We start from the raw sequence: 26,110 nt of genomic DNA on the forward strand, positions 1-26,110 counted from the left end.
AAATGAACAGCATGGATCGCCCGATCACGCTCCATCAACCGAAGCGACTTGAAGTCGGCGTCGGCACGGCGGCACGGCTCGGCGCGTGGGCGGCGGCCGCGAAACGGCCTTTCGTCATCGCCGGCGGCCCGACGGCCGATTATGTCGCGCGGCTTCGTCTTCCCGGCGATGTGCGGGTCTATGCCGAAGCACCGCCGGAGCCCGATCTTCCCGCCTTCGAGGCGGTACTGGAAGCAGCCCGCGCGCACAGGCCGGACCTCATCGTCGGTCTTGGCGGCGGCTCCGTTCTCGACGTCGCCAAGCTGACGGCGGCGCTCTGGGACGGGGAGCAATCCGTCCGCGATGTCGTCGGACCCAACAAGGTCGCCGGTAGGCGCACGCCGCTGGCGCAGGTCGCGACCACGGCGGGCACCGGCTCGGAAGCCGGTATCCGCGCGCTACTGACCGACCCCGAGACGAAATCGAAACTCGCGGTCGAAAGCCCGTTCCTGCTGGCCGATATCGCCATCCTCGACCCAGAATTGACCTATTCCGTGCCGCCGGCGGTAACGGCGGCGACGGGGATTGACGCGCTGGCCCATTGCGTCGAGGCTTTTACCAATATCCGGGCGCACGACCTGATCGACGGTTACGCCCGGCTCGGCATTGGCCTGATCGGCCGATATCTCGGCCGCGCGGTCGAAAACGGCAATGACGCCGAAGCCCGCGCGGGCATGATGCTCGCCTCCTATTACGGCGGCATCTGCCTCGGGCCGGTCAATACCGCTGCGGGCCATGCGCTCGCCTATCCGCTCGGCACCCGGCTCGGCCTGCCGCACGGGCTCGCCAACGCCATCATCTTTCCGCATGTGCTGGCCTTCAACCAGCCCGTGGCGGCGGATAAGACCGGTGAAATCATGGCCGCGCTCGGCCTTTCGGCGGAAACGCCGGAAGCGGTGCACCGCGCCGCCCATCAGTTCTGCGAACGTCTCGGCGTCGAGATGCGGCTTGAGGTCCACGGCGCCGACGAGGCGGATCTGCGGCTCTGGGCCGAGGAAGCCCATGCCATCCGCAGGCTGATGGACAACAATCCGCGCGACATGTCGGTCGATGACGTGCATGCGATCTATCGGGCTGCATTCTAGGCATTGCCGCAAGAAGGGGAGCGCGGCCATCGGGCCGCCTCCATCCTGTTTTCAGAGTGAAAGGTCGAACAGGCCGCCGCCGAAAAGCCGTTCGCGCGAATGCTCGATATGGGCGCGCATGGCGGCGCGGGCGGTGTCCGGCGCGCGTTCCCTGATGGCGGTGTAGATCGCCTTATGCTCGGCCAGCACCTCCTCCAGCGCCCAGGCGCCATCGGACATCAGCGTCTCGCCGTGCAGCTTCATGCCCACATAGATGTGGTCGCGCAGCGCCTTCAGCGTTTCGCCATAATACTGGTTGTTGGTGGCCTGTGCGACGGACTGGTGAAAGGCGAAATCGGCATCCTCGCGGTGAAGTTGCTGGCCGGTCGCATCCGACAGGAGGTGCAGCGCCCGCTCCATTTCGGCCAGTGCCGCCTCATTGCGCCTGAGCGCCGCAAGGGCGGCGGCATCGGTCTCGACGGTCAGGCGGAATTCGTAACAGCGCTGGATATCGGCGATGGTTTCAACGGGTGTGTAGCCAAGCGCCGTCTCTCGCTTGATCCGCACGAAATTCCCGGCGCCCTGGCGCGAATAGATCAGCCGCTCGTCGCGCAGCCGCTCCAGCGCCACGCGCAGCACCGGGCGCGACACGCCGAACTTGACCGACAAATCCTTTTCCGCCGGCAATTTTTCATTGGCGCCGTAATCGCCGCGCATGATCCGCCCGCGCAGCGCCTCATAGACTTTGTCCGACAGCGAGGTGCGCCGTTGGGCGGCGCCGCGATCCGCGTCCTGGTTCAGATTGTCGGTCATCGCATGTCCTCTTCGTCATCGCCGCTCTCCGCCTCGGCAAAAATCTCGGCGAGAAGCGACGGCGTACCAAAACCGCCCGATTTTGTCACTAGTTGTAAATTTCCCCAAGGCGCAGCGGCGTAACTGACCGGCAGGCCGGGCCGCAATTCGGCGACCACTTGTAAACTCCGGACATCGAGGCGGTCCAGTATGCCGTTGCAGCTCTCACCGCCCGCCACCAGCAGGGATCGTGGCCTGAGTGCCTGCAGCAGGCGGCTGACACCGTCGCAGAAACGGGCACCGGCTGCTTCGCCGGAAAGGTCGCCGCCGCCATCACAGATGGATACTACGAGCGGCAATTCGGTCTCGGCGATTGCCGGAACCGCACCATCGGGCGCATCGACCACCGGCGTTAGAGCCCGCAGACGCTCGGCCTGCGCCACCGTGATCGGATCGCGCGAACCGTTGACGATCATCAGCGGCGGTGTGAGCCGGAAAGGCTGCGGCTCGGGGTGCCCCGCAGCGCGCGCCAGTGCAAAGGCGAGGCCGCGCGCGCCGACCCACAGGACACCGGAACCGGCGCAACGGACAAGGCTATCCATGTCGCGGTCGCTCCCGGTATCCGGTATTTCGGCAGAAACCCCGATGCGGGAGGCGACGTCGATCGGCGCGGCAATGCCATCGCCGCTCAGTATGCCGTCCGTTACGCGACGGCCCATCGTCGGGATCGCCGGGGCGGCGATGATGCGGCGCGTGCCGAGGGTTGCCTGTAGCGCGCCCATTTCGGCGCCGATATTGCCCTTGAGGCGCGAGTCGATCTTCTTCATGATGATCGGAATTTCGCTCATCGGCAGATGGGCGAGAGCTGCCGCCACGCGTTTTGCCGCCTCGTCCGCACCGCATTCCCGGCTTGCCGTGTTGACGGCGAGCACATCCGGCGATTGGCACAGAAGCGCGGGAATGGCACCCGGTTTGCGCGCCACCAGCACGGATCGCCTCGGTCCCGCAAAGGCAACGCTCGAATCGAGCGCGCCCGTCAGGTCATCGGCTATGATCAGAACGTCCGGCGGCACTATCGTCTCCCAAGGTTGTTATTATTGTTACGTTACGATCTTGCGATAAAAAGAGGATAAATTTCAAGGTGAAATGACGCTTCCCATTAATTTATGCGCCGGTTATTGAAACCTGTTTACCTATAAGTTAAAAGCTGTGCGACGCGTCGTTCTCGGGAGGCCTTCATGAAACAGTCAATCGTCATCACCATGGGGGATCCCTCCGGGGTGGGCGCTGAGGTAACGGTGAGGGCGCTTGCCGCGCGCGATGCCGCCTTGCGGGAGCAGGTCCGCGTCATCGGGGACCGGTCGACGGTTGCCCGCGCCGCGGCGGTGTGCGGCGTCGACCTGCCAATCCTCGCGCCGGATGAGGACGGTGACGGTATCCGCGTCGACCATGTCGCCGTCGATGGATTGCCGGGCAAATTCGGCGTCCTGAGCCCGGCTTGCGGCGAGGCCTCCTACCGCTATATCGCCCGCGCGGTGGAACTGGCCATGGGCGGCGATGCCGCCTCAATCGTCACCGCGCCGATCAACAAGGAAGCGCTGAATGCGGCAGGGCATCACTATGATGGCCATACCGGCATGCTGGCGCATCTGACGGGGTCGAGGTCGTCATGGATGCTGCTCGCCTCCGAGCGGCTCAACGTCGTGCATGTCTCGACCCATGTATCGCTCAAGGATGCGATCGGGCGGGCCACCACGGGGCGCGTGCTGGAAACCATCCGCACCGGCCACAAACATATGAAGCGTATGGGGCTCGAAGCGCCGCGCATCGCGGTGGCGGGCATCAATCCGCATTGCGGCGAGAACGGGCTTTTCGGCCGGGAGGATGACGAGGCGATCGCGCCGGCCGTGGCGGCGGCAAAGGCCGAGGGCATCCATGTGGAAGGGCCGATCTCGGCCGATACGGTCTACCACCGTGCCTATAACGGCGCTTTCGACCTGGTCGTCGCCCAGTATCACGATCAGGGCCATATCCCGATCAAGCTTGTTGCCTTCGATACCGCCGTCAACGTCTCGCTCGGCCTGCCGATCGACCGCTGCTCGGTCGATCACGGCACGGCTTTCGATATCGCCGGCACCGGCAAGGCCAATCACGTCAATATGCTGGCGGCGCTCGATTATGCCGCCAAAATGGGCGCCGCCGCGCGCGGCTGAGGGGGAAGAATGACCGACAAAAGGCAAGCGTTCGTCGCGCTCGTCACCTGTTTCAACGACGACGAAACCATCAATTACGCGGCGACGCGGGTGCAGGTACGCCGGCAGGTTGCTGCCGGCAACAACATCATGTGCGCCGGAACGAACGGCGATTTCTCGGCGCTGACCTTCGAGGAGAAGGTGCGGCTTTGCGGCGAGGTGGTCGATGAGGTCGCCGGTCGCGCCCGCGTCATCGTCAATGCCGGCATGCCCGCGACCTTCGAGACGGTGAAGCTTGCGCGCGAGTTCGACCGTCTCGGCGTGGACGGCATCGCCGTCATCACGCCGTTCTTCATCGCCTGCACCCAGGATGGGCTCGAGCGCCATTTCACCACGGTCGCCGATGCGGTGGAAACGCCGATCTATCTCTACGACATTCCGGCGCGCACCCAGAACCATATCGAGCCTGAGACCGCGCGCCGGCTGGCCGCCCACGGCAATATCGCGGGCATCAAGGACTCGGGCGGTGCGCAGGACACGCTTGAGGCCTATATGGAGGTCGGCCGTTCGGTCGCGGGTTTCGACGTCTATTCCGGCCCGGACCAGTTGGTGCACTGGGCGCTGACCAACGGCGCGAAGGGCTGCATTTCCGGCCTCGGCAACGTCATGCCCGACGTGCTGGCCAGGATCGTTTCATGCGTTAACGCAGGCGACGAAGAGGGGGCGGCCAGGGCGCAGGAAACCTACGCCGCCTTCCGCGCAGATCTCTACAAGCTTGGTTATCCGCCGGCGCTGGTCAAGCGCGCCCTCTACCTGCGCGACCCCTCCGTCGGCCTCTCCCGCCAGCCCGCGCTTTTGCCGGATCCGGAACAGGACCGGGCGATCGAGGCGATACTTTCACGGTACGGCCTGTAGAACATCAGGCGGAATGCCTCTGGAGAATAGCGAAATCTGCGGCCCCCGGCCAGGCGATTGCAGTGTAGTAACCCGGCTATCCGCTGGCCGGGGAAGCTTTTCGGGCTGCCGACGCTGTCGTGCGGGGCCTTCCGGTCGATGATCAAGCCCGGGAAAGGCGTTCCGGACGCCATCGTGCAGCTTGTGCGAACAGGCCGGAATAGCTACCGTTGGGCATGAAGAACAAAAAGCCAAGGTCCGGGCCGGGCCGCCCTTCCAGCATGGAAGATCCTTATCGCATGATCTGCGACGCCGCGGCGGCGTTGTTTGCCGAAAAGGGCTTCGACAATACGTCGCTTCAGGATGTCGCAACCGCGGTGGGCGTCACAAAGGCCGGTCTCTATCATTACTTCCGGACCAAGCATGCGCTTTTCGAAGCGATCGTGCTGGACACGCTGCGGGACCTGCATGCGGGCGCGGTTGCCGCCATCGCCGCCCATGATGGCTACCCCGACAAGCTGACCGCCTTCATGACCGCGCATGCGCGGTATTTCTCGGAGCATGGCGAACGGTATCGCGCAAGCTTTTTCGGCCGGGGGGGCGGCGGCGAGCGCGCGCACCTGACTCCGGACGAGCGCGCCATGCGCAAGGCCTATGTCCAGCTTCTGGAGGGCGTTGTGGAGGCCGGCGTCGACGCGGGCACGATCACGGTTTCCGATGTGCCGACCTTCGCCAGAGGCGTGCTCGGCATGCTGAACTGGATGGCCAGATGGTATCGCCCTGACGGGCGGCTCACCGCCGCTGAAATCGCCGAATCCTACGCGCAGATATTGCTGGCCGGCGCGCTGCCCCGATAGGCGTCTCCACGTGCGGACGGATTGACATGTTGCGCGGCATAATTTATTACCGGCCAGACGGTAGTTAAATATGTCATGGCTTTACAGGGATGGGCGCGACATGGGAAAGACCGAACCTTCGGGCGGTTATCTTTCGAAGGAAGATCAGCAGTTTCGTGAAGAAATGCGTGATTTCTTTCAGGAAAAGATTCCCGCGGAAATCCGCGCCAAGGTCAGCGCGGGTCAGCCGCTGGCCAAGCAGGATTTCGTGACCTCGCAGCGCATCCTGAACGCTCACGGCCTAGCGGTGCCGAACTGGCCGCTGGAATGGGGCGGCAGGGACTGGACGCCGATCCAGCGCTATCTCTACATCGAGGAACTGCAGTTCAACGCCGTGCCGCTGCCCTTGCAGTTCAACTGTTTCATGGTCGGCCCGGTGATCGCCGCCTTCGGCAATCAGGCGCAGAAGGAGAAATTCCTGCCGCGCGCCGCCAATCTCGATGACTGGTGGTGCCAGGGCTTTTCGGAACCCAACGCCGGCTCGGACCTTGCCTCGCTGACGACAAGGGCGGTGCGCGATGGAGACGACTATATCGTCAACGGCCAGAAGGCCTGGACGAGCTACGGCCAGTATGCCAACTGGATTTTCTGCCTGGTCCGGACGGATACCGAGGCCAAGAAGCAGAAGGGCATCTCGTTCCTGCTCATCGATCTGGATACGCCCGGCGTGGAGATGCGGCCGATCATTACCATGGACGGCCGGCACGAGGTCAACGAGGTGTTCTTCACCGATGCGCGGGTGCCAGTCGAAAATCTGGTCGGCGAGGAAAACCGCGGCTGGGATTACGCCAAGTTCCTGCTGGCCAATGAACGCTCGGGCATTGCCCGGATTGGCCTCTCCAAGGAGCGCGTTGCGCGCATCCGCCGCCGGGCGAAAGACAACGGCGCCTGGGACGATCCGCTGTTCCGCTCGGAGGTCATCAAGCTTGAAATCGAACTGAAGGCGCTCGAAGTCGCCCAGATGCAGATATTGGCGCGCGCCGGAGAGAGCCAGGGCCGGCCGGACCCGGCATCGTCCATCCTGAAGCTGCGAGGATCGCAGCTTCAGCAGCGCGCTTCGGAACTCCTGATGGAACTCGAGGGCGTGGCGGCGCTGCGTGCGCCGGGCGATGTGGCCGATCCTTACCATGCGGCGGAAGAACAACTGGCGGCCGCTGCCGCACTCAATAACTATCTGAATTTCCGGAAGGTTTCGATCTATGGCGGGTCGAACGAGATTCAGAAGAACATCATCGCCAAGACAATTCTGAATCTGTGAGGCGCACATGGAAGCTTTGACCGACGAAGAACGGATGCTGTGGGACAGCGTGGCCGGCATATTGTCGGAAATCGCCGATCCGGCGGATCTGTGGCCGCAACTGGCCGAACTCGGCATGCTCGGCCTCGCGCTCCCGGAAAGCGCCGGCGGGGCGGAGCTCGGGCCGCAGGCGCTGATGGTGTTTGCCCGCGCCTTCGGGCAGGCGGGTCTCGCCACGCCATTCCTTGCGTCGGAAGCGCTCGCCATGCCTCTGCTTGCGCAATGGACGGATCGTCCGGAGGTCTCTGCCTTACTGGGCGAGATCATGAGCGGCGCGCGCATCGCCACATTGGCGCTCCATGATCTGAAGCCGGTTGTCGCGCGGCGCGCGGCTGACGGCTTCGTTCTTTCCGGCGTCAAGATGGTCGTGCCGGCGGGATCGGTCGCCGACATCGTGATCGTCAGCGCCATGCTTGAGGAGCGCCCGGCGCTGTTCCTGCTCGATCTCCAGGCCATTGCCGCGACCAAAACCGCTTATATGCAGGCCGGCCCGGCGGCCGATGCCGACATTGCGCTGGACGGCGTTACCGTGGGAAAAACGGCGCTCATGGCCGAGGGCGAAGAGGCCGTGCGATTGATTGCCGAGGCGGAAGCGCGCGGCCAGTTGATCACCTGCGCGGAAATGCTGGGCGGCATGGAAAAGCTGCTGGAACTGACGGTGGACTATCTGCGCGACCGGCGTCAGTTCGGCCAGCCGCTCGCAGGCTTTCAGGCGCTGCAACATGCCGCGGTCGACATGTATGTCGAACTGGAAACCGCGCGCGCTATGCTGGATTTCGGCGGCCGGATGTTTGGCGCATCTGCCGATGAGCGGGCGGCGGCGCTGGATGCCGTGAAGCTGAAAATGAACGCGGCGGCAAAGCTGATCGGAGAGAGCGCAGTCCAGCTTCATGGCGGCATCGGCATGACCGAGGAGAGCCTGACCGGCCGCATCTTCGGGCGGCTGACCGCCCTGCGGATCAGCGCCGGCGACAGCCGAAGCTGCATGAAACGGCTGCTCGAAAGCGATCGCAGCGTTGCGCTTGCCTGACGGCATCATAGGACAAGATTGAACTTGCAGGGGAGGCTGCGTGAGATGAAGGTGGATATCGAAAAATTCGGCAGGATCGCGGTCATCACCATTGATCGCCCGCCGGTGAACGCGCTGTCGCAGGCGCTGCGGAAGCTGATAGAGGTGCGGCTGGACGAGGCGGCGGGCGATGAGGCGGTCAAGGGTGTGGTGCTGGCCTGCGCAGGGCGCACCTTCGTTGCCGGGGCCGATATCGAGGAACTGGGCGAGGTCCGGCCGCCGACGCTGCACGCGGTGATCGACAAGCTCGAAGCGCTGGGCAAGCCGAGCGTTGCCGCGCTACACGGCACGGCGCTTGGCGGCGGGCTGGAACTGGCGCTCGGCTGCACCTTCCGCGTGGCTAACCGCGATGCGCGGCTCGGCCTGCCGGAGGTAAAGCTCGGCCTGTTGCCGGGCGCGGGCGGCACGGTCCGCACAACCTATCTGATCGGCGCGGAGGCGACGCTGAAACTCGCCGGTAGCGGCAATATGATGGGCGTGGAAGCGGCACAGGGCATCGGTCTCGTGGATGCTGTCTTCGACAACGACCTGGTCGCCAATGCGATCCGGTTCCTCTCCGACAGGATTGACGCCGACGACATCCCGCCACCTGTGCGCCACCGCCGCGAGGCGATGCCGGCATGCGACCCGCAGGCGCTGGAAAGCCTGACCGCCGAGCTCTGCCGCAAGGCGCGCTCCTCCGCGCCCGAGTTGGCGGCGCAATCGGTGCGCAATGCGCTGACGCTCTCCTTCGAGGATGCGATGGCGGAGGAACGGCGTCTGTTCGAAACCGCGACCCAAAGCGACAGGTTCGGCGCGCTGCGCCATCTGTTTTTCGCCGAGCGGGCGGCGGCGAAACCTTCGGGCGATGTCGCCGAAGCTGAGCCCCGCGCGGTGCAGACCGTCGCCGTGATCGGCGCGGGCACGATGGGCAGCGGGATTGCCATGGCGTTCGCCAATAGCGGTTTCGACGTGATCGTGCGCGAGACCGATGAAGCGGCGCTCGCGCGCGGCATGGAACGTATCGCGGACACCTATGATCGCTCGGTCAAGCGCGGGTCGCTGAGCGCGGAGGAGGCTGGCAGGCGCAAGGCGCGGATTGCGGGTACGGTCGCGATCGCCGATCTGGCATCCGCCGATCTGATCATCGAAGCGGCGTTCGAGGATATGGCGGTCAAGAAGACCATTTTCGCCGAGATTGACGCCGTGGCGCGGCAGGGCGCGATCCTTGCGACCAATACCTCCTATCTGGACGTGAACGCGATCGCGCGCTCGACCACGCGGCCCGCCGATGTGCTCGGCCTGCATTTCTTCTCGCCGGCCAATGTGATGACCTTGCTGGAAATCGTGCGCGGCGACCAGACAGCGCCCGATGTGCTGGCGACGGCGCTGAAACTTGCACGGCGCCTCGGCAAGCAGCCGGTGGTGGTCGGCGTCTGCCACGGCTTTGTCGGCAACCGCATGCTGCAGGCTCGCAACGCAGATCTGTCGCAGCTTATCCTGGAAGGTGCGAAGCCCGCTCAGATCGATGCCGCTTTCCGGGCCTTCGGCTGGCCGATGGGGCCCTGCCAGATGCAGGACCTTGCCGGGCTCGATATCGGCTGGCGGAACCGCAAGGCGCTCGGTGAGACCGATGCGCTGCCCGACCGGCTGTGCGAGCTTGGCCGGCTTGGCCAGAAGGCCGGAAAGGGCTGGTATCTTTACGACGACAACCACAAGCCGCAGCCCGATCCGGATGTGGACGCCATTATCGCCGAGATTGCGGAAATAGGCGGCATCGCGCGGCGGGCGGTCACCGATGCCGAAATCATCGACCGCACGCATGGTCCGATGATCGCGGAGGGGCGGCGCATTCTCGATGAGGGTATTGCGGCGCGCAGTTCCGATATCGACGTCGTGTGGGCGCATGGCTACGGCTTCCCCCGCGATCTCGGCGGGCCGATGTACTGGGACGATCATTTGCGCGAGAGCGCGCAGGAAAAGAAGAAGGTGTAACATGGGTGACGCACACGGGCCGGAACTCGGTCGATTTGTCTGGGACGATCCGTTTCTGCTGGAAAACCAGTTGACGGATGAGGAGCGTATGCTGCGCGACGGGGTCAATGCCTTCGCCCAGGACAGGCTCCAGAGCCGGGTGATCTCGGCCTACGCGAATGAAACGGTCGATCCTTCGGTTTTTGCCGAAATGGGGGAAATGGGCCTGCTCGGCGTGACCTTTCCGGAGCAATATGGCGGGGCGGGCGCGGGCTACGTGGCCTATGGCCTGGTCGCCCGCGAAATCGAGCGGGTCGATTCCGGCTATCGCTCGATGATGAGCGTGCAATCCTCGCTGGTCATGTATCCGATCTATGCTTACGGCTCGGAGGAGCAGCGCAACAGATATTTGCCAAAGCTGGCTTCGGGAGAATGGATCGGCTGTTTCGGGCTGACCGAGCCCGATGCCGGGTCGGATCCCGGCGGCATGAAGACCACGGCGCGCAAGACCGACGGCGGCTATGTGCTGAACGGCGCGAAGATGTGGATTTCCAATGCGCCGATCGCCGATGTCTTCGTTGTCTGGGCAAAGTCGGAGGCCCATGGCGGCAAGATCCGCGGCTTCGTGCTGGAGAAGGGCATGAAGGGCCTCAGCGCGCCCAAGATCGGCGGCAAGCTCAGCCTGCGCGCCTCCGTCACCGGCGAAATCGTCATGGATGGCGTCGAGGTCGGCGAGGAGGCGCTGCTGCCCAATGTCGAGGGGCTCAAGGGTCCGTTCGGCTGCCTCAATCGCGCCCGCTATGGCATTGCGTGGGGCGTGATGGGGGCGGCCGAGTTCTGCTGGCACGCCGCGCGGCGATACGGTCTCGACCGCAAGCAGTTCGGCCGGCCGCTGGCCCAGACCCAGCTCTTCCAGAAGAAGCTGGCGGACATGCAGACCGAGATCGCGCTCGGCCTGCAGGCGGCACTCAGGGTCGGGCGGATGCTGGAGGAGGGCGATGCCGCGCCGGAGATGATTTCGCTGATCAAGCGCAACAATTGCGGCAAGGCGCTGGATATCGCCCGCAATGCCCGCGACATGCATGGCGGCAATGGCATTTCCGAGGAATTCCAGGTCTTCCGCCACATGGTCAACCTCGAAACCGTCAACACCTATGAAGGCACCCATGATGTCCATGCGCTGATCCTGGGCCGCGCCCAGACGGGCCTTCAGGCATTTTTCTAAGGGAAGCGCCGCGGCTTTGGCCGCGGCGACAATCAAAGGGCGTAGTCCTCAAAGCCGCGCAAAGGCGGCGCTGGCGGATGCGGGTGTCCGGTCGCCAGCCCCATCGGTCGTCCCCACGATGTGGTCGGACACAAGGGTGTCGATCTCGTCCTCCGACAAACCAAGCTCGGCCAGTACTTCGCGCGAGTGCTCGCCAAGGCGCGGGGCTGGGGTCGTGGGGGCGATCGCGGCGCCGTTGGCCTTGAAGCCCGCCGTCGGGACATGGACGGTGGTGCCGGGCACTGCTTCCATCGGCGTCGTGAGCTGGCGGACGGCGGCGTGCTCTTCTGCCAGCATCTCGGCGAGATTGCGCACCCTTCCGGCAGGCACGCCGACGGCGTTGAGGTCTTCCTCCCATGCGCTGGCCGACCGGGCGAGAAGGGCGGCCTCAAGGGCGGGGCGCAGCCCGTTCAGTTCGTCCCTCATCGCCGCCGGGTCGCGTCGCGCCTTTTCGGCAAGCTCGGTCAGGCCGAGCGTTTCGAGCAGCGGCACGATCTGGCGGATATTGTTTGCCGCCACCATCAAAAGACCGTCGGACGTCTCGAAGCAGCCTGATGTCGGGCTTCGGCTCCAGGCCTCGTTGCCCGCCGGCTCGGGCTTCCAGCCGGAGCTGAGATGGCTGGTCAGCAGCGATGCCATCAGCATCATCGAGGTGTCGAGCATGGCGACGTCGAGATGCACGCCTTCGCCGGTTGCGCGCCTTTGATGCAGCGCCGCGGAGATGGCATAGGCCGCGTTGAGCCCGGTGGCGAAATCGACATAGGGCGCGCCGACCTTGGTCGGGCCGCTCTCCCGGGTGCCTGTCGTGCCCATGATGCCGCACATGCCTTGGATCACATGGTCATAGGCGCCGCGCCGGCTATAGGGGCCGTCCTGGCCGAAGGCCGAGATCGAGCAATAGATCAGGTCGGGCTTGACCGCCTTCATATCCTCATAGCCGAGCCCGTTGCGCGCCATTGTGCCCGGCCGCATGTTCTCGATGAACACATCGGCGTTCGCCGTCAGGCGCTTGAGGATGTCGCGCCCCTCCGGCGTCTTGATATCAAGGGCGAGCGAGCGCTTGGCGGCATTCTGGGACATGTAGGACAGCCCCATGCCGGCTTCGTTGAGTTCGGGAAGCTGGCCGCCCTTGCGGGTCCAGTCGCCGATGCCCGGGACTTCGATCTTGATGACGTCGGCCCCCAGCAGGGCCAGCTGATAGCCGGCATAGGGGCCGGCAAGAACATGGCTGGTATCGATGACGCGGAGGCCTTTGAGGGGCTCGAACACGGATAATACTCCCGAAAATTCCGGGACGCGACCATCGCGCCCCGGGTATGGTTGGTCAGTTGGGCGCCTCGACGGCTTCCTTGAGCTTGAGCTCGGCGGCGTAGGCCGCCTTGACCTCTTCCATAAGCTCGGCCGATCCCTTCTCGACGGGCGGGAAGTCGAGATTGGCCATGACCTGTCGCACGCTTTCGGTGCGGCCGGCCTCCAGCAGGGCTTTCTCGAGCGTGGCGACCACGTCTTCCGGCATGCCGGCCGGGCCGACCAGAACCAGCTTCGAGCCGTAGCTCGACATGTAGCCGTACTCGTCCATCGTCTTGATGTCGGGGCTGGCGACCAGGCGGTCCTCACCGGTCGAGGCGATCGTCTTGATCTTGTCGGGGTATTTCTGGTGCGCGCCGCCGCTATAGGCGATGTCGAAATCGCCGCCGAGCAGACCGCTGATCATGCCCGCGCCGCCCTTGACCGGCACGAAGTTCAGCTCAAGGCCTTCCTGCTTTGCGACCAGCTCCATCTGCACCTTCGAGGCCGGCGTGATCGTCGCGACCTTGGCGCCGGGGTTTTCCTTGGCGAAGGCGACGAATTCATCGAACGTGTCGTAGGGGCGATCCATCGGCGCGGCGAAGGCCGGCTGGTAGGCCGCGATCGAGCCGATCATGGTGAAGTCGTCGACTTCGTAGTCTGCGGCCGGGTTCCAGATCTGGTTGGTGGCAACGGCGGTTGAAGGCGAGAGCATCAGCGTGTAGCCGTCCGGCTTCGCCATCTTCAGCTTCAGCGCCGCGACGCTGCTGGCCGCCCCCGGCACGTTGACCACGATGATCTGCTGGCCGAGGGTCTCCTTCATCTCCTCGAACAGGACCCGGCCGATCGTATCGGTGCCGCCGCCGGCCTCATAGCCGATCAGCGCGGTGATCGCTTTCGTCGGATAGTCTTCCGCCAATGCCGCGCCCGCGACGAGTGTCGCCGTGGCGACCGCGGCGGCGGCGAGTTTCTTCAGTATGGTCATGAGTTCCTCCCGGTTTCATTGAGTGCGGCGGTCCCTGCGGATATGGCGAGGGCCGCCCGAGTGCGGCGCCGGATTTCGGCCAGCGCCAGGATCGCGATGAGCGCGACTGTCAGGCCGATGAAAACGGCCGCGATTGGATGCTGCACAAGGTTGGTCACGTCCCGGTCGAGCAGCGGGATCGTCTGGCGCAGGGTCAGTTCCAGCGACGGTCCGATGACGAAGCCGATCAGGAAGGTGACAAAGGAAAAGTCGAGTTTCTTGGCCAGCACGCCGAACACGGCGAAGATCAGCATCACCCCGATGCCGAACAGTCCGCCGCCCTGCATGAATGCTCCGATCATGCAGAAGAACAGGACGGCGGGTGCGATCACGCGCATCGGCGAGCGGATCACCCAGGCGAAGAATGATTGGCCGATGATGCCGATCGCCAACAGGGCGAAGCTTGCCACGATCATCGCCGCGTAGAGGGCCTGGACGATCTCTGCGTCCTCGACGAACATCAGCGGACCGGGCGTGATCCCGTGGATGACGAAGGCGGAAATCAGGATCGCCGCGATCACCGAGCCGGGGATGCCGAGCGCGAACAGCGGCACGAAGCTGGAGGGCACCACCGCATTATCCGCGCTTTCGGATGCGGCGACGCCTTCGATTGCGCCCTTACCGAAGCGTTCCGGGGTCTTCGACATGCGCGCCGTGGCACCGTAGGACATGAACGAGGCGACGCTGGCGCCGAGGCCCGGCAGGATGCCGACGAAAACGCCGATCCCGGTGCCGCGCAGGATCACGGGCAGGCAGCGGCGCCAGTCCTGACCGGTCACCCGGCTATCGTCCGGATCGGACGAGACGCGGATTTCGGCCACCTGGCGATCCAGCGCGCGGTGGTTGGCCATCTGCAGGATCATTTCCGATACCGCCATCATGCCGATCGCCACGGGGATCAGCGACAGGCCGTCGAACAGTTCCAGCCGGCCGAAGGTGAAACGGGGCACGGCGGTTTCAACCTCCATGCCCACCGTGGCGACCAGGAGGCCGAGCGTGCCAGAAATCAGGCCCTTGACCAGCGAATTACCGGCAAGCGCGCCGATGAAGGTCAGCGAGAACAGCAGGATGGCGAATTGCTCGACCGGCCCGATCTCGAGCGCGAACTGGGCGAGCGGCGCGGCCAGCGCGATCAGGCAGAGGGTCGAGATCAGGTCGCCGATCACCGAGGCGTAAAGCCCCATCTTCAGCGCCTTGCCGGCCTTGCCCTGCTGGGCCAGCGGGTAGCCGTCGAAGGCCGTGGCCGCCGAGGAGGGCTCGCCGGGCGTATTCATGAGGATGGCGGAGATCGCACTGCCGGCAGTCGAACCCTTGGCGATGCCGATCAAGAGGCCGATGGCGGCGACGGGTTCCAGATAGAAGGTCACCGGGATCAGCACGGCAGTGGCGGTGCCCTTGCCAAGGCCTGGGATTGCGCCGACGGCATATCCCACGGCCACGCCGATGAAGACGTAGAACAGCGTCCAGAAATTGGCGATCGACGCGAAGCCGGCCGCGAGCGGAGTGAAGAATGCATCGATCATTGGAAGCTCGTCCCCAGTACGACGTAGAACAGCAGCCACGCGCCGCCCATGAGACCGGCCGGCAGCAGGGTGAGCATGGCGATCCGCCGCTCGCCCAAGGCCAGCATCGGCAGGATGATGATCATCAGCCCGGGCAGCAGCGGTCCGGTGTAGACGAAGAGCAGCGTGGCGACGGAGAAGAGAACGACGACGCCGAGCGTGGCGATGACTTCACCCCGTGTGAAAATCGGTCCGCTGTCATCGCGTAGCTGGCGCAGAGCCAGCAGTGACTGGCCGATCAGCACCAGGCTCAAGATCACCAGAATGGCCGCGCAGAGAAGCGGCATCATGCGCGGCGATATGATCGCCATCGGCGCCTCGGCGATTTGCCAGGGGATCAGGACAAGCCATAATAAAATACCGAATGCCAGAAGCACCAAGCCGGAAACCAGCTCTGCCTTTTTCATGTTTCCCTCCCGCGCCAGTCTGTTTTGGCGCTCTTTTGCCGCTACCTTTACGGGAGTTTTGGAGGCTTGAGTAACTCAAAGATTGACCACCGGGTATAAGGTTTTTATTATACCACCGCATGAAACTCAAAAATCTGAACACCTTTATCGAGATCGCCCAGGCCGGATCGCTGTCGAAGGCGGCGGGCAGTCTGGGTATCGCGCAGCCGGCGCTGAGCCAGCTTGTCGCCAATCTCGAACATCAACTGGGGGCGACGCTGTTTCACCGCCGCACGACGGGCATGGAACTGACCCCGGCGGGCGAAATGTTCCTGAAATACGCCAAGAAAATCTCTTCGGACCTAGAACAGGCCAGGCTCGACGTGAAGCATGCCAGTCAGGTGCCGGCGGGCGAGGTGTCGGTGGTGATCGCCGCCGCCATCGCCAACCTGCTGGCGCCGGAACTGATGATGCGCGCGGAGGCGCTGTTTCCCGATGTGAAGATCACGGTGCGCCGCGCGATGAGCTATCCGGCCGCACAACTGATCCGGGAAGGGCAGGTCGATGTCGGCATCGTGCCGGGGGCGAAATCCATGTCCAACGTCAAGGCGGAACTCGCCTATATCGACGAGATGATCTTTGCCGGCGGCATCGGCACGCCGCTCGATCAGCCGGGGCCGATCTCGTTTGCCGAGGCCTGCCGCGCGCCGCTGGTGCTGCCCTCCCAGGGCCATCTCACCCACAGGACCATCGACCAGGTCGCCTTCGATCGCGGCCTGCATCTGAACCTGCGCACCCGGCAGGACAGTTCCTCGCTGCTGCGCAAGCTGCTTGCCTGCGGCTATGCCTATACCATCATGCCGCGGGCGGGCATGCTGGAGGGCGTGCGCGAGGGCAAGCTCTTCATCCGCCAGATCCCCGACCTGCCGCTCACCAGGCAGATGTTCGTCATCACCAGCACGGACCGCCCGAACTCCGCTGCAGTGCGCGCGGTGCGTACGCTGCTGTGGCAACAGCTCGAACGGCTGAGCGCGGAGGGAATAGTGCCCAGCCTCGTGCCGCGGGAACCCTCGCCAAACGACTATCCGATTCCGGCGCCCGTAACGGAGGACGCGTCTGTCCGGGCCAGGACCATCTGAGGGCGTCGGCCAAAGGCGTAGCTTGCACGGAACCTATATCGGGATCGCGGCGGCGAGAGCCGTTGATAACATCATCCCGCGTTCTGCAGCGAGATCACCCGGCTTTCGGAGAGTTCGCCGGCCTCAGACAGGATCGGGTAGGAGACAGCGGCGATATGGGCGTTAATGCGCTTCAGGTCGCGCAGGATGTCGAGATGGAGCGTGGATGAGCCGAGCGTTTCCGGCTTTCCGTCCTGCAGGCGCTCGATATGTTTCTTCTGCGAGCGTTCCTCGATCTGGCGGACATGCACCTTTTCGGCGGTCAGGCGGCGGGCGAGATTCACGTCGCGGCTGAGAAACACCGATTGCGCCAGTTCGAGGTTCAGCAGCGTCTTGCGGTAGAGCTCGCCGATCTCCTCCTCGCCTGCGGTGGAGAACTTCACCTGCCGGTCGGCCTTCTTGCGCGCCATTTCGGAAAGGTCGCGATCGATGATATCGCCGATATGTTCGAGATTGATGGCGTAGGACAGGATTTCGCGCATGCGGGCATTTTCGTCCTTGCTGAGCTCGGTGCGGCCGAGGCGGGCGAAATAGAGCTTCAGATCGGTCAGCGCTGCGTCGACGCGGTCGTCGAGCTTGGAGATGTCGCGCCCGGCATCAGGGTCGTCAACCAGCAGAGCGCGCAGGTTCAGTTCCATCATCAGCGCCACCTTGTCGCCGATGCGCAGCACTTCGCGTGCCGCGCCGCCGAGGGCGAGAGCCGGGGTTTCAAGCGCCGCGTCGTCCAGATAGGAGGTCTCGCCGCGCTCCGTGGCGGGGTCGGGCCACAGCAGCCGGCAGAGGCGGTCGAGCGGGCCGAGCAGCGGCAGGAACAGCGCGAGCAGGATGGCGTTGAAGGCCAGATGCGCGGCGATGGCGAGCCGGGCGTCCGGCGGCATCAGGTTGGCGAGATATGGTCCGGCAATGCCGGCTGTCGCCAGCACCAGCAGCGCGCCGATGCCGCGCACCGCCAGATTGCCGCGCACGAGCCTCCGCGCCTTGGGGCCATCGCCGGCAACAGCCAGGCAGGGCGGCACCGCGCCGCCGAGATTGGCGCCGGCCACCAGCACCAGCACCAGCGCGGGCGTGACCGCGCCGCTCTGGGCGAGCATCGAGATGAACAGCACGACGGCGAGGCTGGAGGATGAGGCGAAGGCGAGCACGGCGGCAAGCAACAGGCCGAAGATCAGCCCCTGATCGAGCGCGGACAGGATCGCGCCGGTCACCTCCGCCTCGCGCAGCGGTTCCGTCGCGGCGCCGAGCAGTTCCAGCGCCAGCAGCATCAGACCCAGGCCGATCAGCGCCTTGCCGATGCCGCGCCCGCGCGCCAGCCGGCTGCGGCCATGGGTCACGACGCCGCACAGAATGAGCGCCGGAGCCAGCCAGTGCAGATCGCGCACCAGGATCGCGGCGGTGAGCGCGGTGCCGAGATTAGCGCCCAGAAGCACCGCCTGCGCCATGCGGGGCGCAATGATGTTGCGTGACACGAATGATCCGGCAATCACCGCGGTCGCGGTCGAGGATTGCACGGCGATGGTGACGAGCATGCCGGAGATCGCCGCGAAAACCCTGTTGCCGGTGCCCTTCGCAATGCCCTGCCGGAGCGAGGCGCCGAAGCCCGACAATATCCCCGACTTGATCATGCGCAGCGCCCAGAGAACCAGCGCGCCCGCGCCGAGAAGATCGATGAGAAGGATGGTCGAGTTCATGCCGCGCCTCCGCGTCGTGTCGCGGGCGGTGTGCCGCTGTCAGCTTTTGCTTGAGCGGCGCGGGGCAAGGCATTACGGTGATGAATGAACATGAGTGCAGATATTTTCAAAGGTTGTGCATGACCGGATCGACGACGCCGCGCGCCGACAGGGTTTCCTACGTCAGCGCCAACGAGGTGGCGGAACGCGCCGGGGTCTCCCGCTCGGCCGTGTCGCGCACCTTTTCCGGCGCCGGCAGCGTGGCCCCGGCCACGCGGCGCAAGGTGCTGAAAGCGGCAGAGGAACTGGGCTATCATGCTAATCTCCTTGCGCGTGGTCTGGTCGGCGAGCCCTCCCGGATCGTGTGCCTGATCGCGGCCGATGTCGGTCAGCCTTATCATAGTGCGATGATCGACAAGGTCACCCGCCAGCTTCAGCTTCACGGCAAAGTGGCGATGATGATCAATACCGCCGGCGACGATGATAGCGTCAGCCAGGCGCTGAGGCAAAGTTTGCACTTCCGTGCAGAGGCTTCGGTCGTGCTCAGCGGCTCGCCGCCAGCGAAACTGGTACAGAGCTGTCTTTCGAACGGCCAGCGCGTGGTGCTGGTCAACCGCGACGACGATGCCGAGGGCGCCGAGCGCATCCGCATCGACAACGCCACGGCGTGTCGCGAGGCCCTGGCGCTGCTCAGGCGGGCGGGCTGCAAGCGTCTGGCCTGCGTGTCCTCGCAGGCGCGCACCTCGTCCATGACCACGCGCGAAAGCGCTTTCGCCGCCGCCGCCGCCGAGATCGGCGTCGAGATCGATGTCGTCCGGGTCGGTCCCACCAGCTATGACACCGGGCAGGAGGCCGCGCGCGTGCTGCTCGGGCGGTCGAACCCGCCCGACGGCGTGTTCTGCGTGACCGATCTTCTGGCCTTCGGCTTCATCGATGCCGCCCGCACCATATTCGGCGTCGAAATCCCGCGCGATCTTTGCGTGATCGGCTTTGACGATGTGCCGCAGGCGCGCTGGTCGGGCTATGAACTCACCACGTTCCGCCAGCCCATGGACGAGATGGTGGCGCGCATTGCCGAGATCCTGACGTCTGATACCAGCGGTAGCGATTCCGCTTTCGAGGCCCTGCCGGTTTGGCGCAAGACCGTGCGAATGGGATAGAGCGAGGGCGCCGTTAACGCATAGGCGTAGTCGCTCTAGCACGGCACGAAGGCCTCCCTCAGCCGATCGAGCGCCGTCCTTTTCGCGTCATTTCCGGTCAGAAGTAGGCCGAGCGTGCGCAGAAAAACGGCGAGGATCGCGGCGTCGGAGCCTTCCGGAAAATCCATCCCGGCGCAGCTTCGCGCAAGTTCAGCATAAAGCGCGCGGCGCTCTTTCGAGATGCCGGCCGCAGCACCCCCGCCGGCCTCGCGCAGGCGGTACCAGTCGACGAGGATATCGGCGACGGCAATGGCGGGAAGCCCGGCTTGCGGAAGCGACAGAAGGTCGGCGATCTCGGGCAGGCGCGCGGATCGGGCCATGGCCTGCATCTGCGGCGGCCAGTCCTCCGGCAGGCGGCGTTCAAGAACGATTGCGCGGAAGTGGCGGTCCAGAAACTCGCGGTAATCCGCGACGGACAGGATCGAACCATCCTGGTCTGTCCGATCCGCCTCGGCGACATAGCGGGCGAACCACGCGTCGAAACCGGGGGCGTCGGAAACAGCGCGGTCCGATATGTCCATGCCCCCGGAGCCGATCTCGAGGCACTTCCAGCCGGGCGGATAGGCGACGGTCGAGGGAACGGAGACGTTGACAAGCCCGGCTTCGGCGGCGGTGGCATCCACATGCCAGTGGCCGCTGAAATGGAGCGGAAGGCCGGTGGCCGCTATGGCGGCGGCTACATCGGGCGTCGGCATCCGGCGCGCGCCGGCGCGCGAGCCGGGCAGGGTCTCGAGCGCCGCCGTCAGCCCACGAAAGATATCCGCGACGGGGTAGTGCGAAAAGGCGACGAGCCGTTTGTTTTCGGCTCTGGCCCGGCGGGCGACATCGCGCATCCAGTGGAGCAGATAGGGCTTGTGCCGCACCGTAGCGTTCCAGCCGTCCTTGCTGCAGTCGTCATGGCCGCCGTCCGTATTCGGCAGATAGACGTTGGCGTCGATGGAAAGTAGCCACAGCCCCTCGACCGGCTCGACCAGATAGGACATGTCGCTGATGAGGGCGCTCTCGCCGCCTTCAACGGCGGTCCGCGCCCTGCGATCCGCCATATCGGGCGATGTGCCGAAGGGCGTTTCCCAGTAGAGGTCTGACGGCTGGGGGCGATAGCCGAACTGGCCGGCATAGGGCAGGGTCTCGTCGTAACCGACCATGCGCATGCCGGGACAGGGACGCGCTTCCTTTCCGGGCGCAGCCCCTGGGGCAGCGTACACATCGACATTTCCGACCGGATCCACGAAATTCTTCGCCAGCGGCTTGCCGGTCATCGACCACTGGTCGTGGTTGCCGGGCGTGGCGAAGAAGCGGATGCCGTGAAGCCGGCTGTAGTCTGCCAGAAGGTCCGAGACGGCCTGCCAGTTCGCGGGCTGGCCGTCATCCGTCAGATCGCCGGCGATGATGCAGAGCCTGATTCCCTCGGCGACGACGGCATCGAGCGCCGCGCGAAACGCCGCCTCGCTTTCGTTGAAGATGCGCGTGGAATGCAGGCTGTCGGCCAGCGAGCGCACGAACGGCGCCTCGGCGGCGGCGCTGCCGAAGCGGACGTCATGCAGATGCGGATCGGCGAGGACGGCGATGCGGATCATCGCGGCTCCCTGTCGGCTTGTTCAGGATCGCGATGGTCGATCCGGTCGATCCAGGCGGATGCCTTGCGGGTGGCTTCGACCAGCATCGGCTTGGGCGCCTCGAACCATTCGTCGGGGCGCAGTTCGCGCCGCGTTCGGACATGGTCGAGCGCGACCTGAAGCGTCGGGTAGCGGTCGGGCATCTGCTTGTGCAGCAGCAGCGCCACCAGCGCCACCGAGCGGCTGCGGCCGCCCCGGCAGTTCACCAGCACGTTGCCGCGTTCGCGACGTGGATAGGAGGCGCGGTCGGGCAGGATCTGCGACAGCGCGCCGAGCAACTGGTAATAGCCGGCGAGCATCATCGTCTCGGCATTGCCGGCGCCATCGACGAGGCCGAGCTTGTAATAGCGGTAGGCCCCGTGGCCATAGGTCAGATGGCCCTCTTCCACTGCCGGATCGGGCGCGTCGACCACGTTGATGTCGAGATTGACGGCGCAGTTCACCACGGTCGTGATGTTGTGTTCGCGTAAAAGCGGCAGGTTCGACATGCCCTCGCGGCCGCCGACATAGACGGCGATTCCATAGGGCTCCAGCCGTTCCTCGATCAGGCTGATTTCGGGACGGTCATAGCGGGGCGACTTGGGCATCGGGCTGGCGTGGTTCATGCGATCATCCTTGCGCGATCTGTTTCGTTCGAAAGCGATGCCAGCGGAATGCCGGTCGCGGCGCTGACTTCCGAGGCCAGCGCCGGCACGACGGCCAGCACGGGGCCGCCCTGGCCGAGGCCATCTGCCGGCAGGTCGCTGACCCGGCCGCCGGCCTCCTCGACCAGCAGCAGTCCGGCGAGGCAATCCCAGGCATTCATGTGCAGCTCGGCATAACCGTCCGAGCGGCCATCGGCAACATAGGCAAGCCCCAGCGCGCCGGAGGCGGCGCGGCGGACATTCGCGCCGTAATCGAGCAAGCGGTTCATGACCGTCAGATAATCCTTCTGCGGGCGGCGGTTGCTCCAGCCGAGCTCCAGGCAGGCGGCGGAGAAGCTGCGGGTTCCGGCGACATGGATCGGCCGATCGTTGCAGGTCGCGCCCGCGCCGCGCCGGGCAAACCACAGCTCCTTCGTCGCGGGAGCGTAGATCGCGCCGATCTCGGTAATGCCGTCACGCACATAGGCGATCGAAATGCAGAAATGCGGGATTCCGCGGGCAAAGTTGGCGGTGCCGTCGATCGGGTCGACGACCCAGACCGAGCGTCCGGAAACCGCGCCGCCGGTTTCCTCGCCGAGGAATTCGTCTTCCGGCAAGGCTTCGGCGAGGCGTGCTTTCAGGTGGGCTTCAACGGCGGCGTCGGTCTCGGTCAGGAAGTCCTGCGATCCCTTCATCGCGATCTCTTCGGATTCGCGGCGGCGGAAACCGTCGAGCGCGATCCGGCCGGCGCTTTGGGCAATGGAAAGGCACAGCTCGGCACGATCGATGATCTGCTTGTCTGCTGATTTGGCTGCTTGGCTCATGCAGGGGAGACTCCGTGTAAGAGACGGCGCGCTGGCGCCAGAAATTTGACATGTGCGGGAGCGCGGAACGTCATAGCGCCGGGGCCATGGCGCTTGCGCGGCGGCGGAAATCGATGGCGTCTGCGACCCGGTCGAGCGTCGGAAAGCGGCTGCCGGGGCCGTGGGCGACGTAACCCGGGCAATGATGCGCCGGCGCGCCGTCCGGCTGTTTGCCGAGCGTCAGCGGGCGGTAGCTGCCACCGGCGCGTTCCAGGATCAGGATCGCGGCGGTGACGTCCCAGGCGTTGACGCCGAAACCGGCCGCCGCATCCGCCCAGCCTGCCGCGACATGGCAGAGGCTGAGCGCCGCGCTGCCGGGCCGGCGCAGGCAGGAGAAGGCGGAGATCAGATCGCCGAGCCCGGCCAATGCCGCCTCGCGGCCTTCAAGGCGGAAATCGCGCTGCACCGGATAACCGGTAATCAGCGTCGCGCGCGCCTCGTCGCGGGCTTCAGGGCAGCGGAGCGGCGCGCCGTTGACAAAGGCGCCGTCGCTATCGGCGGAAAACATCGTGTCGGACATCGGATCGTAGACAGCGCCGGCGACGATCTTCCCATCGACCACGGCCCCGATCGAGACGCACCAGAAGGCAAGGCCCGCGGCGAAATTCGAGGTGCCGTCGATCGGATCGACGAACCACTTGACCGGCCCCTTGCCGATCTCGCCGCCTTCCTCGCCGACAATGGCCGACTGCGGGACTTCGGTCAGAAGATGCTCGCGGATTGTTGCCTCGGTGCGCTTGTCATGCACCGTCACCGGATCGTGCAGGTCGACCTTGTAGTCCACGGCCATGTCGGCGCGAAACACCTGGGTCAGCGGTGTTCCGGCCGCGCGCGCCACGGTTTCGGCGACGTCGCGCAGGCGGGCGGGGGAGGGGATCGCGGTTTCGGCGATGGCGGTCATCGTGTTTGGTCCTTCATTGTCCTGTCCCCGGGCCCATCGAAGGCCCGGGGTTTCGCGGCTTGGGAGATCAGCGGCTGTAGTGGATGCGCCAGAAATCCTGCCAGTCCTGGCGGGTGTCCCAGTCTTCCAGGCCGGTCGTGGAATCATAGGCCTGCAGGTTGTCCCAAAGGTCGACGATGCCGGATGGCTCGTCCGCGGGCATGGCGATCGTGGTGTTGGTCGGCACCTTGCCGTCAACCATCTGCGGCGCGATGCCTTCCTCGGTCAGGACGTAGTGCACGAACAGCTTGGCCGCGTTCGGGCTGTCGGTGCCGGTCGCGATCAGCGCCAGCTTGGAATAGGTCCAGCCGACCCAGGGCTCCAGCGTGTCGCAAATGGCCATCGCATAGCCCTTGTCCGCGACGTCGCGGAACTTGGCGGAAGACATCAGTCCGATGAACGGCTTCTCCTGACCGGGCGCGCCGACGGCGGCGGAGGTGTTGTCGTCGCCTTCGGTCACCAGCGGCGCGTTCGCCCCGATGGCCGCGACCCAGGCCTTGGTGGCGCTGTCGAACTCGGTTTCGAGCGGCTTGCCGTAGTGTGCCTCGTAGGCGGCCCGGATCTCGTCGTCGTGATGGCTTTCCATCTGGCTGAACCAGTCGGTGTAGCTCGACTTCGAAAGCGGGTCGATCATGGCGAAGCGACGGTTCCATTCCGGGTCCGTCAGCGCCCAGATGTTGTCCACCGGGCAGGCATCATGGACCTCGGTATTATAGGCGAACACATTGGCATTCGTGGTCACCGTCAACGGGTCCTGATAGCTTTCCGGGATAACCTCGGCCATGTCGGGCGGCAGGTAGTTGTAGATGAAATTTTCCGGTATCAACTGGGCCAGCGCCGCCGGGGCGTCGGTGATCATCAGAACGTCGCCCTGAACGTTGCCGGCCTGCGATTCCCGGATCACCATTTCGAGCTGCGAGGTCGCGCTGACCTTCTGGCCGATGGCGTCGATGCCGTACTTGTCGGAGAAGGCCTCGGCCATCTCGACGATCTTGCCGGTGCTGTCATAGACGGTGAGCTGCGGCTCTCCCTTTGCCGCCTCGACAAGCGCATCGAGGTTGAAATCCTGTGCAAGGGCCGGCGTTGCCAACGCGGCGGCGAGTGCCAGGGCGGTGATGCTCGTTTGCATCTGGGTCAATCTCTTCATTTCGGGTCTCCTCCCCTTGTGATGGCCGGGCGGCGGTGCGCCCGGCCGTTTTGTCTATCGGCTGTAGTTCAGGCGCCAGAAATCCTGCCAGTCCTGCCGGGTGTCGTAGTCCTCGGCGGCGGTGGAAAGGTCGTAGGTCAGCAACTGGTCCCAGGCGGCGCCGATGCCCGAAGGCTCGTCGTCGGGCAGGGACACCTCGGTATTGGCGGACTTCTTGCCGTCGTCGGCCTGCGGAGCAATGCCTTCGGCCGTCATCACGTAGTGGATGAAAAGCTTCGCCGCGTTCGGGCTGTCGGTACCGGCGGCGATCAGGCCGACGCCGGCATTGGTGAAGCCGAGCCAGGGCTCAATGCCCTTGCAGAGGCCGAGCTTGTAGCCGGAATCCGCATTGTCGCGGTACTTGGCCGAACTCATCAGGCCCATGAAACCTTCCTTCTGGCCGGGCGCGCCCACTGCCTCCGCCGCGTTGCTGTCGGAGCTGCCCAGAAGCGGCGCGTTGGCCGCCAGCATGGCGACCCATTGCTCGGTCGCGCTTTGCTCTGAGGTGTCGATCGGCTTGCCGAAGAAGTCCGCATAGGCGGCGGCGAGCGCGTCATTGCCATGGGATTCCATCTGGTTGAACCAGTCGGTGTAGACCGACTTGTTCAGCGGGTCCTGCATGGCGACCTTGCCGTGCCATTCCGGCTGCGTCAGTTCCCAGACATTCGAGACCGGGCAGGTATCATAGAGCTCGGTGTTATAGGTCCAGACATTGGCCATGGTGACCACGACCAGCGGGTCCTGGTAACGCGCCTCGATCGCGTCGGCGAGGTCCGGCGGCACCCAGCTCACCGCGAAGTCGTTGGGCAATAGTTCTGCAATTGCCGCCGGCGCATCCGAGATGATCGAGACGTCGCCCTGCACGTTTCCGGCCATCGCCTCGCGCGCCATCATTTCGAGTTGAGCGTGGGCCTTGACCTTCTGGCCGACCGCGTCAACGCCGTATTTCGCGGAAAAGTTCTCCGCCATGGTCACGATCTTGCCGGTGCTGTCGAACACGGTCAGTTGCGGCTCTCCCTTCGCCGCCTCGATCAGCACGTCGAGATCGAATTCCTCGGCCTGAGCGCCCATAGCCGTCAGGCAAAGGGCGATCGCGCCGGTGGCTTTCAACATCATCAG

The 26,110-nt window shown here is 65.0% G+C and carries 23 protein-coding genes; 10 read left to right on the top strand and 13 right to left on the bottom strand.

Features of this window, described 5'->3' with window-relative positions:
* The first annotated feature begins 2 nt into the window (after nucleotides 1-2).
* Complete coding sequence (locus Mame_RS09300) at nucleotides 3-1,124, top strand: iron-containing alcohol dehydrogenase (protein WP_018062949.1); 1,122 nt, start codon at nucleotides 3-5, stop codon at nucleotides 1,122-1,124.
* 51 nt (nucleotides 1,125-1,175) lie between these two features.
* On the opposite strand, the gene Mame_RS09305 is transcribed toward Mame_RS09300, so the two are convergent.
* Together Mame_RS09305 and Mame_RS09310 are read right to left on the bottom strand one after the other, a co-directional pair.
* Nucleotides 1,176-1,916, bottom strand: coding sequence for a FadR/GntR family transcriptional regulator (locus Mame_RS09305; RefSeq protein ID WP_018062948.1), 741 nt, complete (start codon nucleotides 1,914-1,916; stop codon nucleotides 1,176-1,178).
* Nucleotides 1,913-2,968: a four-carbon acid sugar kinase family protein gene (locus Mame_RS09310; RefSeq protein ID WP_018062947.1), complete on the bottom strand. Its 1,056-nt coding sequence runs from the start codon at nucleotides 2,966-2,968 to the stop codon at nucleotides 1,913-1,915. Before Mame_RS09310 ends, Mame_RS09305 begins: the two co-directional genes overlap by 4 nt.
* A gap of 165 nt (nucleotides 2,969-3,133) precedes the next feature.
* On the opposite strand from Mame_RS09310, the gene pdxA reads away from it, so the two are divergent.
* The 7 genes from pdxA (at nucleotide 3,134) to Mame_RS09345 (ending at nucleotide 11,421) form a co-directional block, all read left to right on the top strand.
* Nucleotides 3,134-4,108 (top strand): 4-hydroxythreonine-4-phosphate dehydrogenase PdxA, encoded by a 975-nt coding sequence (pdxA, locus tag Mame_RS09315; RefSeq protein WP_018062946.1) that lies wholly within the window; start codon nucleotides 3,134-3,136, stop codon nucleotides 4,106-4,108.
* Nucleotides 4,109-4,117: 9 nt separating this feature from the next.
* A complete protein-coding gene (locus tag Mame_RS09320) occupies nucleotides 4,118-5,002 on the top strand; it encodes a dihydrodipicolinate synthase family protein (protein WP_018062945.1) in 885 nt (294 codons plus the stop codon).
* 278 nt (nucleotides 5,003-5,280) lie between these two features.
* Nucleotides 5,281-5,838 (top strand): TetR/AcrR family transcriptional regulator, encoded by a 558-nt coding sequence (locus Mame_RS09325; RefSeq protein ID WP_018062944.1) that lies wholly within the window; start codon nucleotides 5,281-5,283, stop codon nucleotides 5,836-5,838.
* A gap of 100 nt (nucleotides 5,839-5,938) precedes the next feature.
* Nucleotides 5,939-7,135 carry an acyl-CoA dehydrogenase family protein gene (locus tag Mame_RS09330; RefSeq protein WP_018062943.1) on the top strand — a complete coding sequence of 399 codons (1,197 nt, stop codon included), beginning with the start codon at nucleotides 5,939-5,941 and terminating at the stop codon, nucleotides 7,133-7,135.
* Between the two features lie 7 nt (nucleotides 7,136-7,142).
* Complete coding sequence (locus tag Mame_RS09335; protein ID WP_018062942.1) at nucleotides 7,143-8,204, top strand: acyl-CoA dehydrogenase family protein; 1,062 nt, start codon at nucleotides 7,143-7,145, stop codon at nucleotides 8,202-8,204.
* A gap of 45 nt (nucleotides 8,205-8,249) precedes the next feature.
* Entirely contained in the window at nucleotides 8,250-10,217 is a 1,968-nt protein-coding gene (locus Mame_RS09340) for a 3-hydroxyacyl-CoA dehydrogenase NAD-binding domain-containing protein (protein WP_018062941.1), read from the top strand.
* 1 nt (nucleotide 10,218) lies between these two features.
* Nucleotides 10,219-11,421: an acyl-CoA dehydrogenase gene (locus Mame_RS09345; protein ID WP_018062940.1), complete on the top strand. Its 1,203-nt coding sequence runs from the start codon at nucleotides 10,219-10,221 to the stop codon at nucleotides 11,419-11,421.
* A 48-nt stretch (nucleotides 11,422-11,469) separates the two neighbouring features.
* Here Mame_RS09345 and Mame_RS09350 read toward each other — a convergent pair whose 3' ends face one another.
* From Mame_RS09350 to Mame_RS09365, 4 genes are read right to left on the bottom strand one after another with little or no spacing between them, the layout of a single operon-like run.
* On the bottom strand, nucleotides 11,470-12,729 hold the full coding sequence (locus Mame_RS09350; protein ID WP_018062939.1) for a CaiB/BaiF CoA transferase family protein: 1,260 nt from the start codon (nucleotides 12,727-12,729) through the stop codon (nucleotides 11,470-11,472).
* 55 nt (nucleotides 12,730-12,784) lie between these two features.
* Nucleotides 12,785-13,732: a Bug family tripartite tricarboxylate transporter substrate binding protein gene (locus tag Mame_RS09355; RefSeq protein ID WP_018062938.1), complete on the bottom strand. Its 948-nt coding sequence runs from the start codon at nucleotides 13,730-13,732 to the stop codon at nucleotides 12,785-12,787.
* Nucleotides 13,729-15,294 (bottom strand): tripartite tricarboxylate transporter permease, encoded by a 1,566-nt coding sequence (locus Mame_RS09360; protein WP_018062937.1) that lies wholly within the window; start codon nucleotides 15,292-15,294, stop codon nucleotides 13,729-13,731. The genes Mame_RS09355 and Mame_RS09360 overlap by 4 nt, the downstream gene beginning before the upstream one ends.
* Complete coding sequence (locus tag Mame_RS09365) at nucleotides 15,291-15,740, bottom strand: tripartite tricarboxylate transporter TctB family protein (protein WP_018062936.1); 450 nt, start codon at nucleotides 15,738-15,740, stop codon at nucleotides 15,291-15,293. Before Mame_RS09365 ends, Mame_RS09360 begins: the two co-directional genes overlap by 4 nt.
* Nucleotides 15,741-15,859: 119 nt before the next feature.
* On the opposite strand from Mame_RS09365, the gene Mame_RS09370 reads away from it, so the two are divergent.
* Nucleotides 15,860-16,858, top strand: a complete 999-nt coding sequence (locus tag Mame_RS09370) for a LysR family transcriptional regulator (RefSeq protein ID WP_018062935.1) — start codon at nucleotides 15,860-15,862, stop codon at nucleotides 16,856-16,858.
* Nucleotides 16,859-16,929: 71 nt separating this feature from the next.
* Here Mame_RS09370 and Mame_RS09375 read toward each other — a convergent pair whose 3' ends face one another.
* On the bottom strand, nucleotides 16,930-18,585 hold the full coding sequence (locus Mame_RS09375; protein ID WP_018062934.1) for a Na/Pi cotransporter family protein: 1,656 nt from the start codon (nucleotides 18,583-18,585) through the stop codon (nucleotides 16,930-16,932).
* A 119-nt stretch (nucleotides 18,586-18,704) separates the two neighbouring features.
* Here Mame_RS09375 and Mame_RS09380 point away from each other — a divergent pair, with 119 nt between their 5' ends.
* Nucleotides 18,705-19,724: a LacI family DNA-binding transcriptional regulator gene (locus tag Mame_RS09380; RefSeq protein WP_018062933.1), complete on the top strand. Its 1,020-nt coding sequence runs from the start codon at nucleotides 18,705-18,707 to the stop codon at nucleotides 19,722-19,724.
* Nucleotides 19,725-19,759: 35 nt separating this feature from the next.
* Here Mame_RS09380 and Mame_RS09385 read toward each other — a convergent pair whose 3' ends face one another.
* The 6 genes from Mame_RS09385 to Mame_RS09410 form a co-directional block, all read right to left on the bottom strand.
* Nucleotides 19,760-21,340: a metallophosphoesterase family protein gene (locus Mame_RS09385; RefSeq protein ID WP_018062932.1), complete on the bottom strand. Its 1,581-nt coding sequence runs from the start codon at nucleotides 21,338-21,340 to the stop codon at nucleotides 19,760-19,762.
* Nucleotides 21,337-21,984: a dual specificity protein phosphatase family protein gene (locus Mame_RS09390; RefSeq protein WP_018062931.1), complete on the bottom strand. Its 648-nt coding sequence runs from the start codon at nucleotides 21,982-21,984 to the stop codon at nucleotides 21,337-21,339. The genes Mame_RS09385 and Mame_RS09390 overlap by 4 nt, the downstream gene beginning before the upstream one ends.
* Nucleotides 21,981-22,826 (bottom strand): inositol monophosphatase family protein, encoded by an 846-nt coding sequence (locus tag Mame_RS09395; protein ID WP_018062930.1) that lies wholly within the window; start codon nucleotides 22,824-22,826, stop codon nucleotides 21,981-21,983. Before Mame_RS09395 ends, Mame_RS09390 begins: the two co-directional genes overlap by 4 nt.
* Nucleotides 22,827-22,896: 70 nt before the next feature.
* A complete protein-coding gene (locus tag Mame_RS09400) occupies nucleotides 22,897-23,766 on the bottom strand; it encodes an inositol monophosphatase family protein (protein ID WP_018062929.1) in 870 nt (289 codons plus the stop codon).
* 67 nt (nucleotides 23,767-23,833) lie between these two features.
* Entirely contained in the window at nucleotides 23,834-24,952 is a 1,119-nt protein-coding gene (locus Mame_RS09405) for an ABC transporter substrate-binding protein (RefSeq protein ID WP_026173156.1), read from the bottom strand.
* A gap of 54 nt (nucleotides 24,953-25,006) precedes the next feature.
* Complete coding sequence (locus Mame_RS09410) at nucleotides 25,007-26,107, bottom strand: ABC transporter substrate-binding protein (RefSeq protein ID WP_026173155.1); 1,101 nt, start codon at nucleotides 26,105-26,107, stop codon at nucleotides 25,007-25,009.
* Nucleotides 26,108-26,110 lie beyond the last annotated feature (3 nt).

The sequence above is a fragment of the Martelella mediterranea DSM 17316 genome, from assembly GCF_002043005.1.
Classification (GTDB): domain Bacteria; phylum Pseudomonadota; class Alphaproteobacteria; order Rhizobiales; family Rhizobiaceae; genus Martelella; species Martelella mediterranea.

Excerpts from the sequence above, each read along its gene's own strand:
- Mame_RS09300 (WP_018062949.1), top strand. The coding sequence starts at position 3 with ATGAACAGCATGGATCGCCCGATCACGCTCCATCAACCGAAGCGACTT.
- Mame_RS09305 (WP_018062948.1), bottom strand. The coding sequence starts at position 1,916 with ATGACCGACAATCTGAACCAGGACGCGGATCGCGGCGCCGCCCAACGG.
- pdxA (WP_018062946.1), top strand. The coding sequence starts at position 3,134 with ATGAAACAGTCAATCGTCATCACCATGGGGGATCCCTCCGGGGTGGGC.
- Mame_RS09320 (WP_018062945.1), top strand. The coding sequence starts at position 4,118 with ATGACCGACAAAAGGCAAGCGTTCGTCGCGCTCGTCACCTGTTTCAAC.
- Mame_RS09325 (WP_018062944.1), top strand. The coding sequence starts at position 5,281 with ATGATCTGCGACGCCGCGGCGGCGTTGTTTGCCGAAAAGGGCTTCGAC.
- Mame_RS09330 (WP_018062943.1), top strand. The coding sequence starts at position 5,939 with ATGGGAAAGACCGAACCTTCGGGCGGTTATCTTTCGAAGGAAGATCAG.
- Mame_RS09335 (WP_018062942.1), top strand. The coding sequence starts at position 7,143 with ATGGAAGCTTTGACCGACGAAGAACGGATGCTGTGGGACAGCGTGGCC.
- Mame_RS09340 (WP_018062941.1), top strand. The coding sequence starts at position 8,250 with ATGAAGGTGGATATCGAAAAATTCGGCAGGATCGCGGTCATCACCATT.
- Mame_RS09345 (WP_018062940.1), top strand. The coding sequence starts at position 10,219 with ATGGGTGACGCACACGGGCCGGAACTCGGTCGATTTGTCTGGGACGAT.
- Mame_RS09355 (WP_018062938.1), bottom strand. The coding sequence starts at position 13,732 with ATGACCATACTGAAGAAACTCGCCGCCGCCGCGGTCGCCACGGCGACA.
- Mame_RS09360 (WP_018062937.1), bottom strand. The coding sequence starts at position 15,294 with ATGATCGATGCATTCTTCACTCCGCTCGCGGCCGGCTTCGCGTCGATC.
- Mame_RS09365 (WP_018062936.1), bottom strand. The coding sequence starts at position 15,740 with ATGAAAAAGGCAGAGCTGGTTTCCGGCTTGGTGCTTCTGGCATTCGGT.
- Mame_RS09370 (WP_018062935.1), top strand. The coding sequence starts at position 15,860 with ATGAAACTCAAAAATCTGAACACCTTTATCGAGATCGCCCAGGCCGGA.
- Mame_RS09375 (WP_018062934.1), bottom strand. The coding sequence starts at position 18,585 with ATGAACTCGACCATCCTTCTCATCGATCTTCTCGGCGCGGGCGCGCTG.
- Mame_RS09380 (WP_018062933.1), top strand. The coding sequence starts at position 18,705 with ATGACCGGATCGACGACGCCGCGCGCCGACAGGGTTTCCTACGTCAGC.
- Mame_RS09385 (WP_018062932.1), bottom strand. The coding sequence starts at position 21,340 with ATGATCCGCATCGCCGTCCTCGCCGATCCGCATCTGCATGACGTCCGC.
- Mame_RS09390 (WP_018062931.1), bottom strand. The coding sequence starts at position 21,984 with ATGAACCACGCCAGCCCGATGCCCAAGTCGCCCCGCTATGACCGTCCC.
- Mame_RS09395 (WP_018062930.1), bottom strand. The coding sequence starts at position 22,826 with ATGAGCCAAGCAGCCAAATCAGCAGACAAGCAGATCATCGATCGTGCC.
- Mame_RS09400 (WP_018062929.1), bottom strand. The coding sequence starts at position 23,766 with ATGACCGCCATCGCCGAAACCGCGATCCCCTCCCCCGCCCGCCTGCGC.
- Mame_RS09405 (WP_026173156.1), bottom strand. The coding sequence starts at position 24,952 with ATGAAGAGATTGACCCAGATGCAAACGAGCATCACCGCCCTGGCACTC.
- Mame_RS09410 (WP_026173155.1), bottom strand. The coding sequence starts at position 26,107 with ATGATGTTGAAAGCCACCGGCGCGATCGCCCTTTGCCTGACGGCTATG.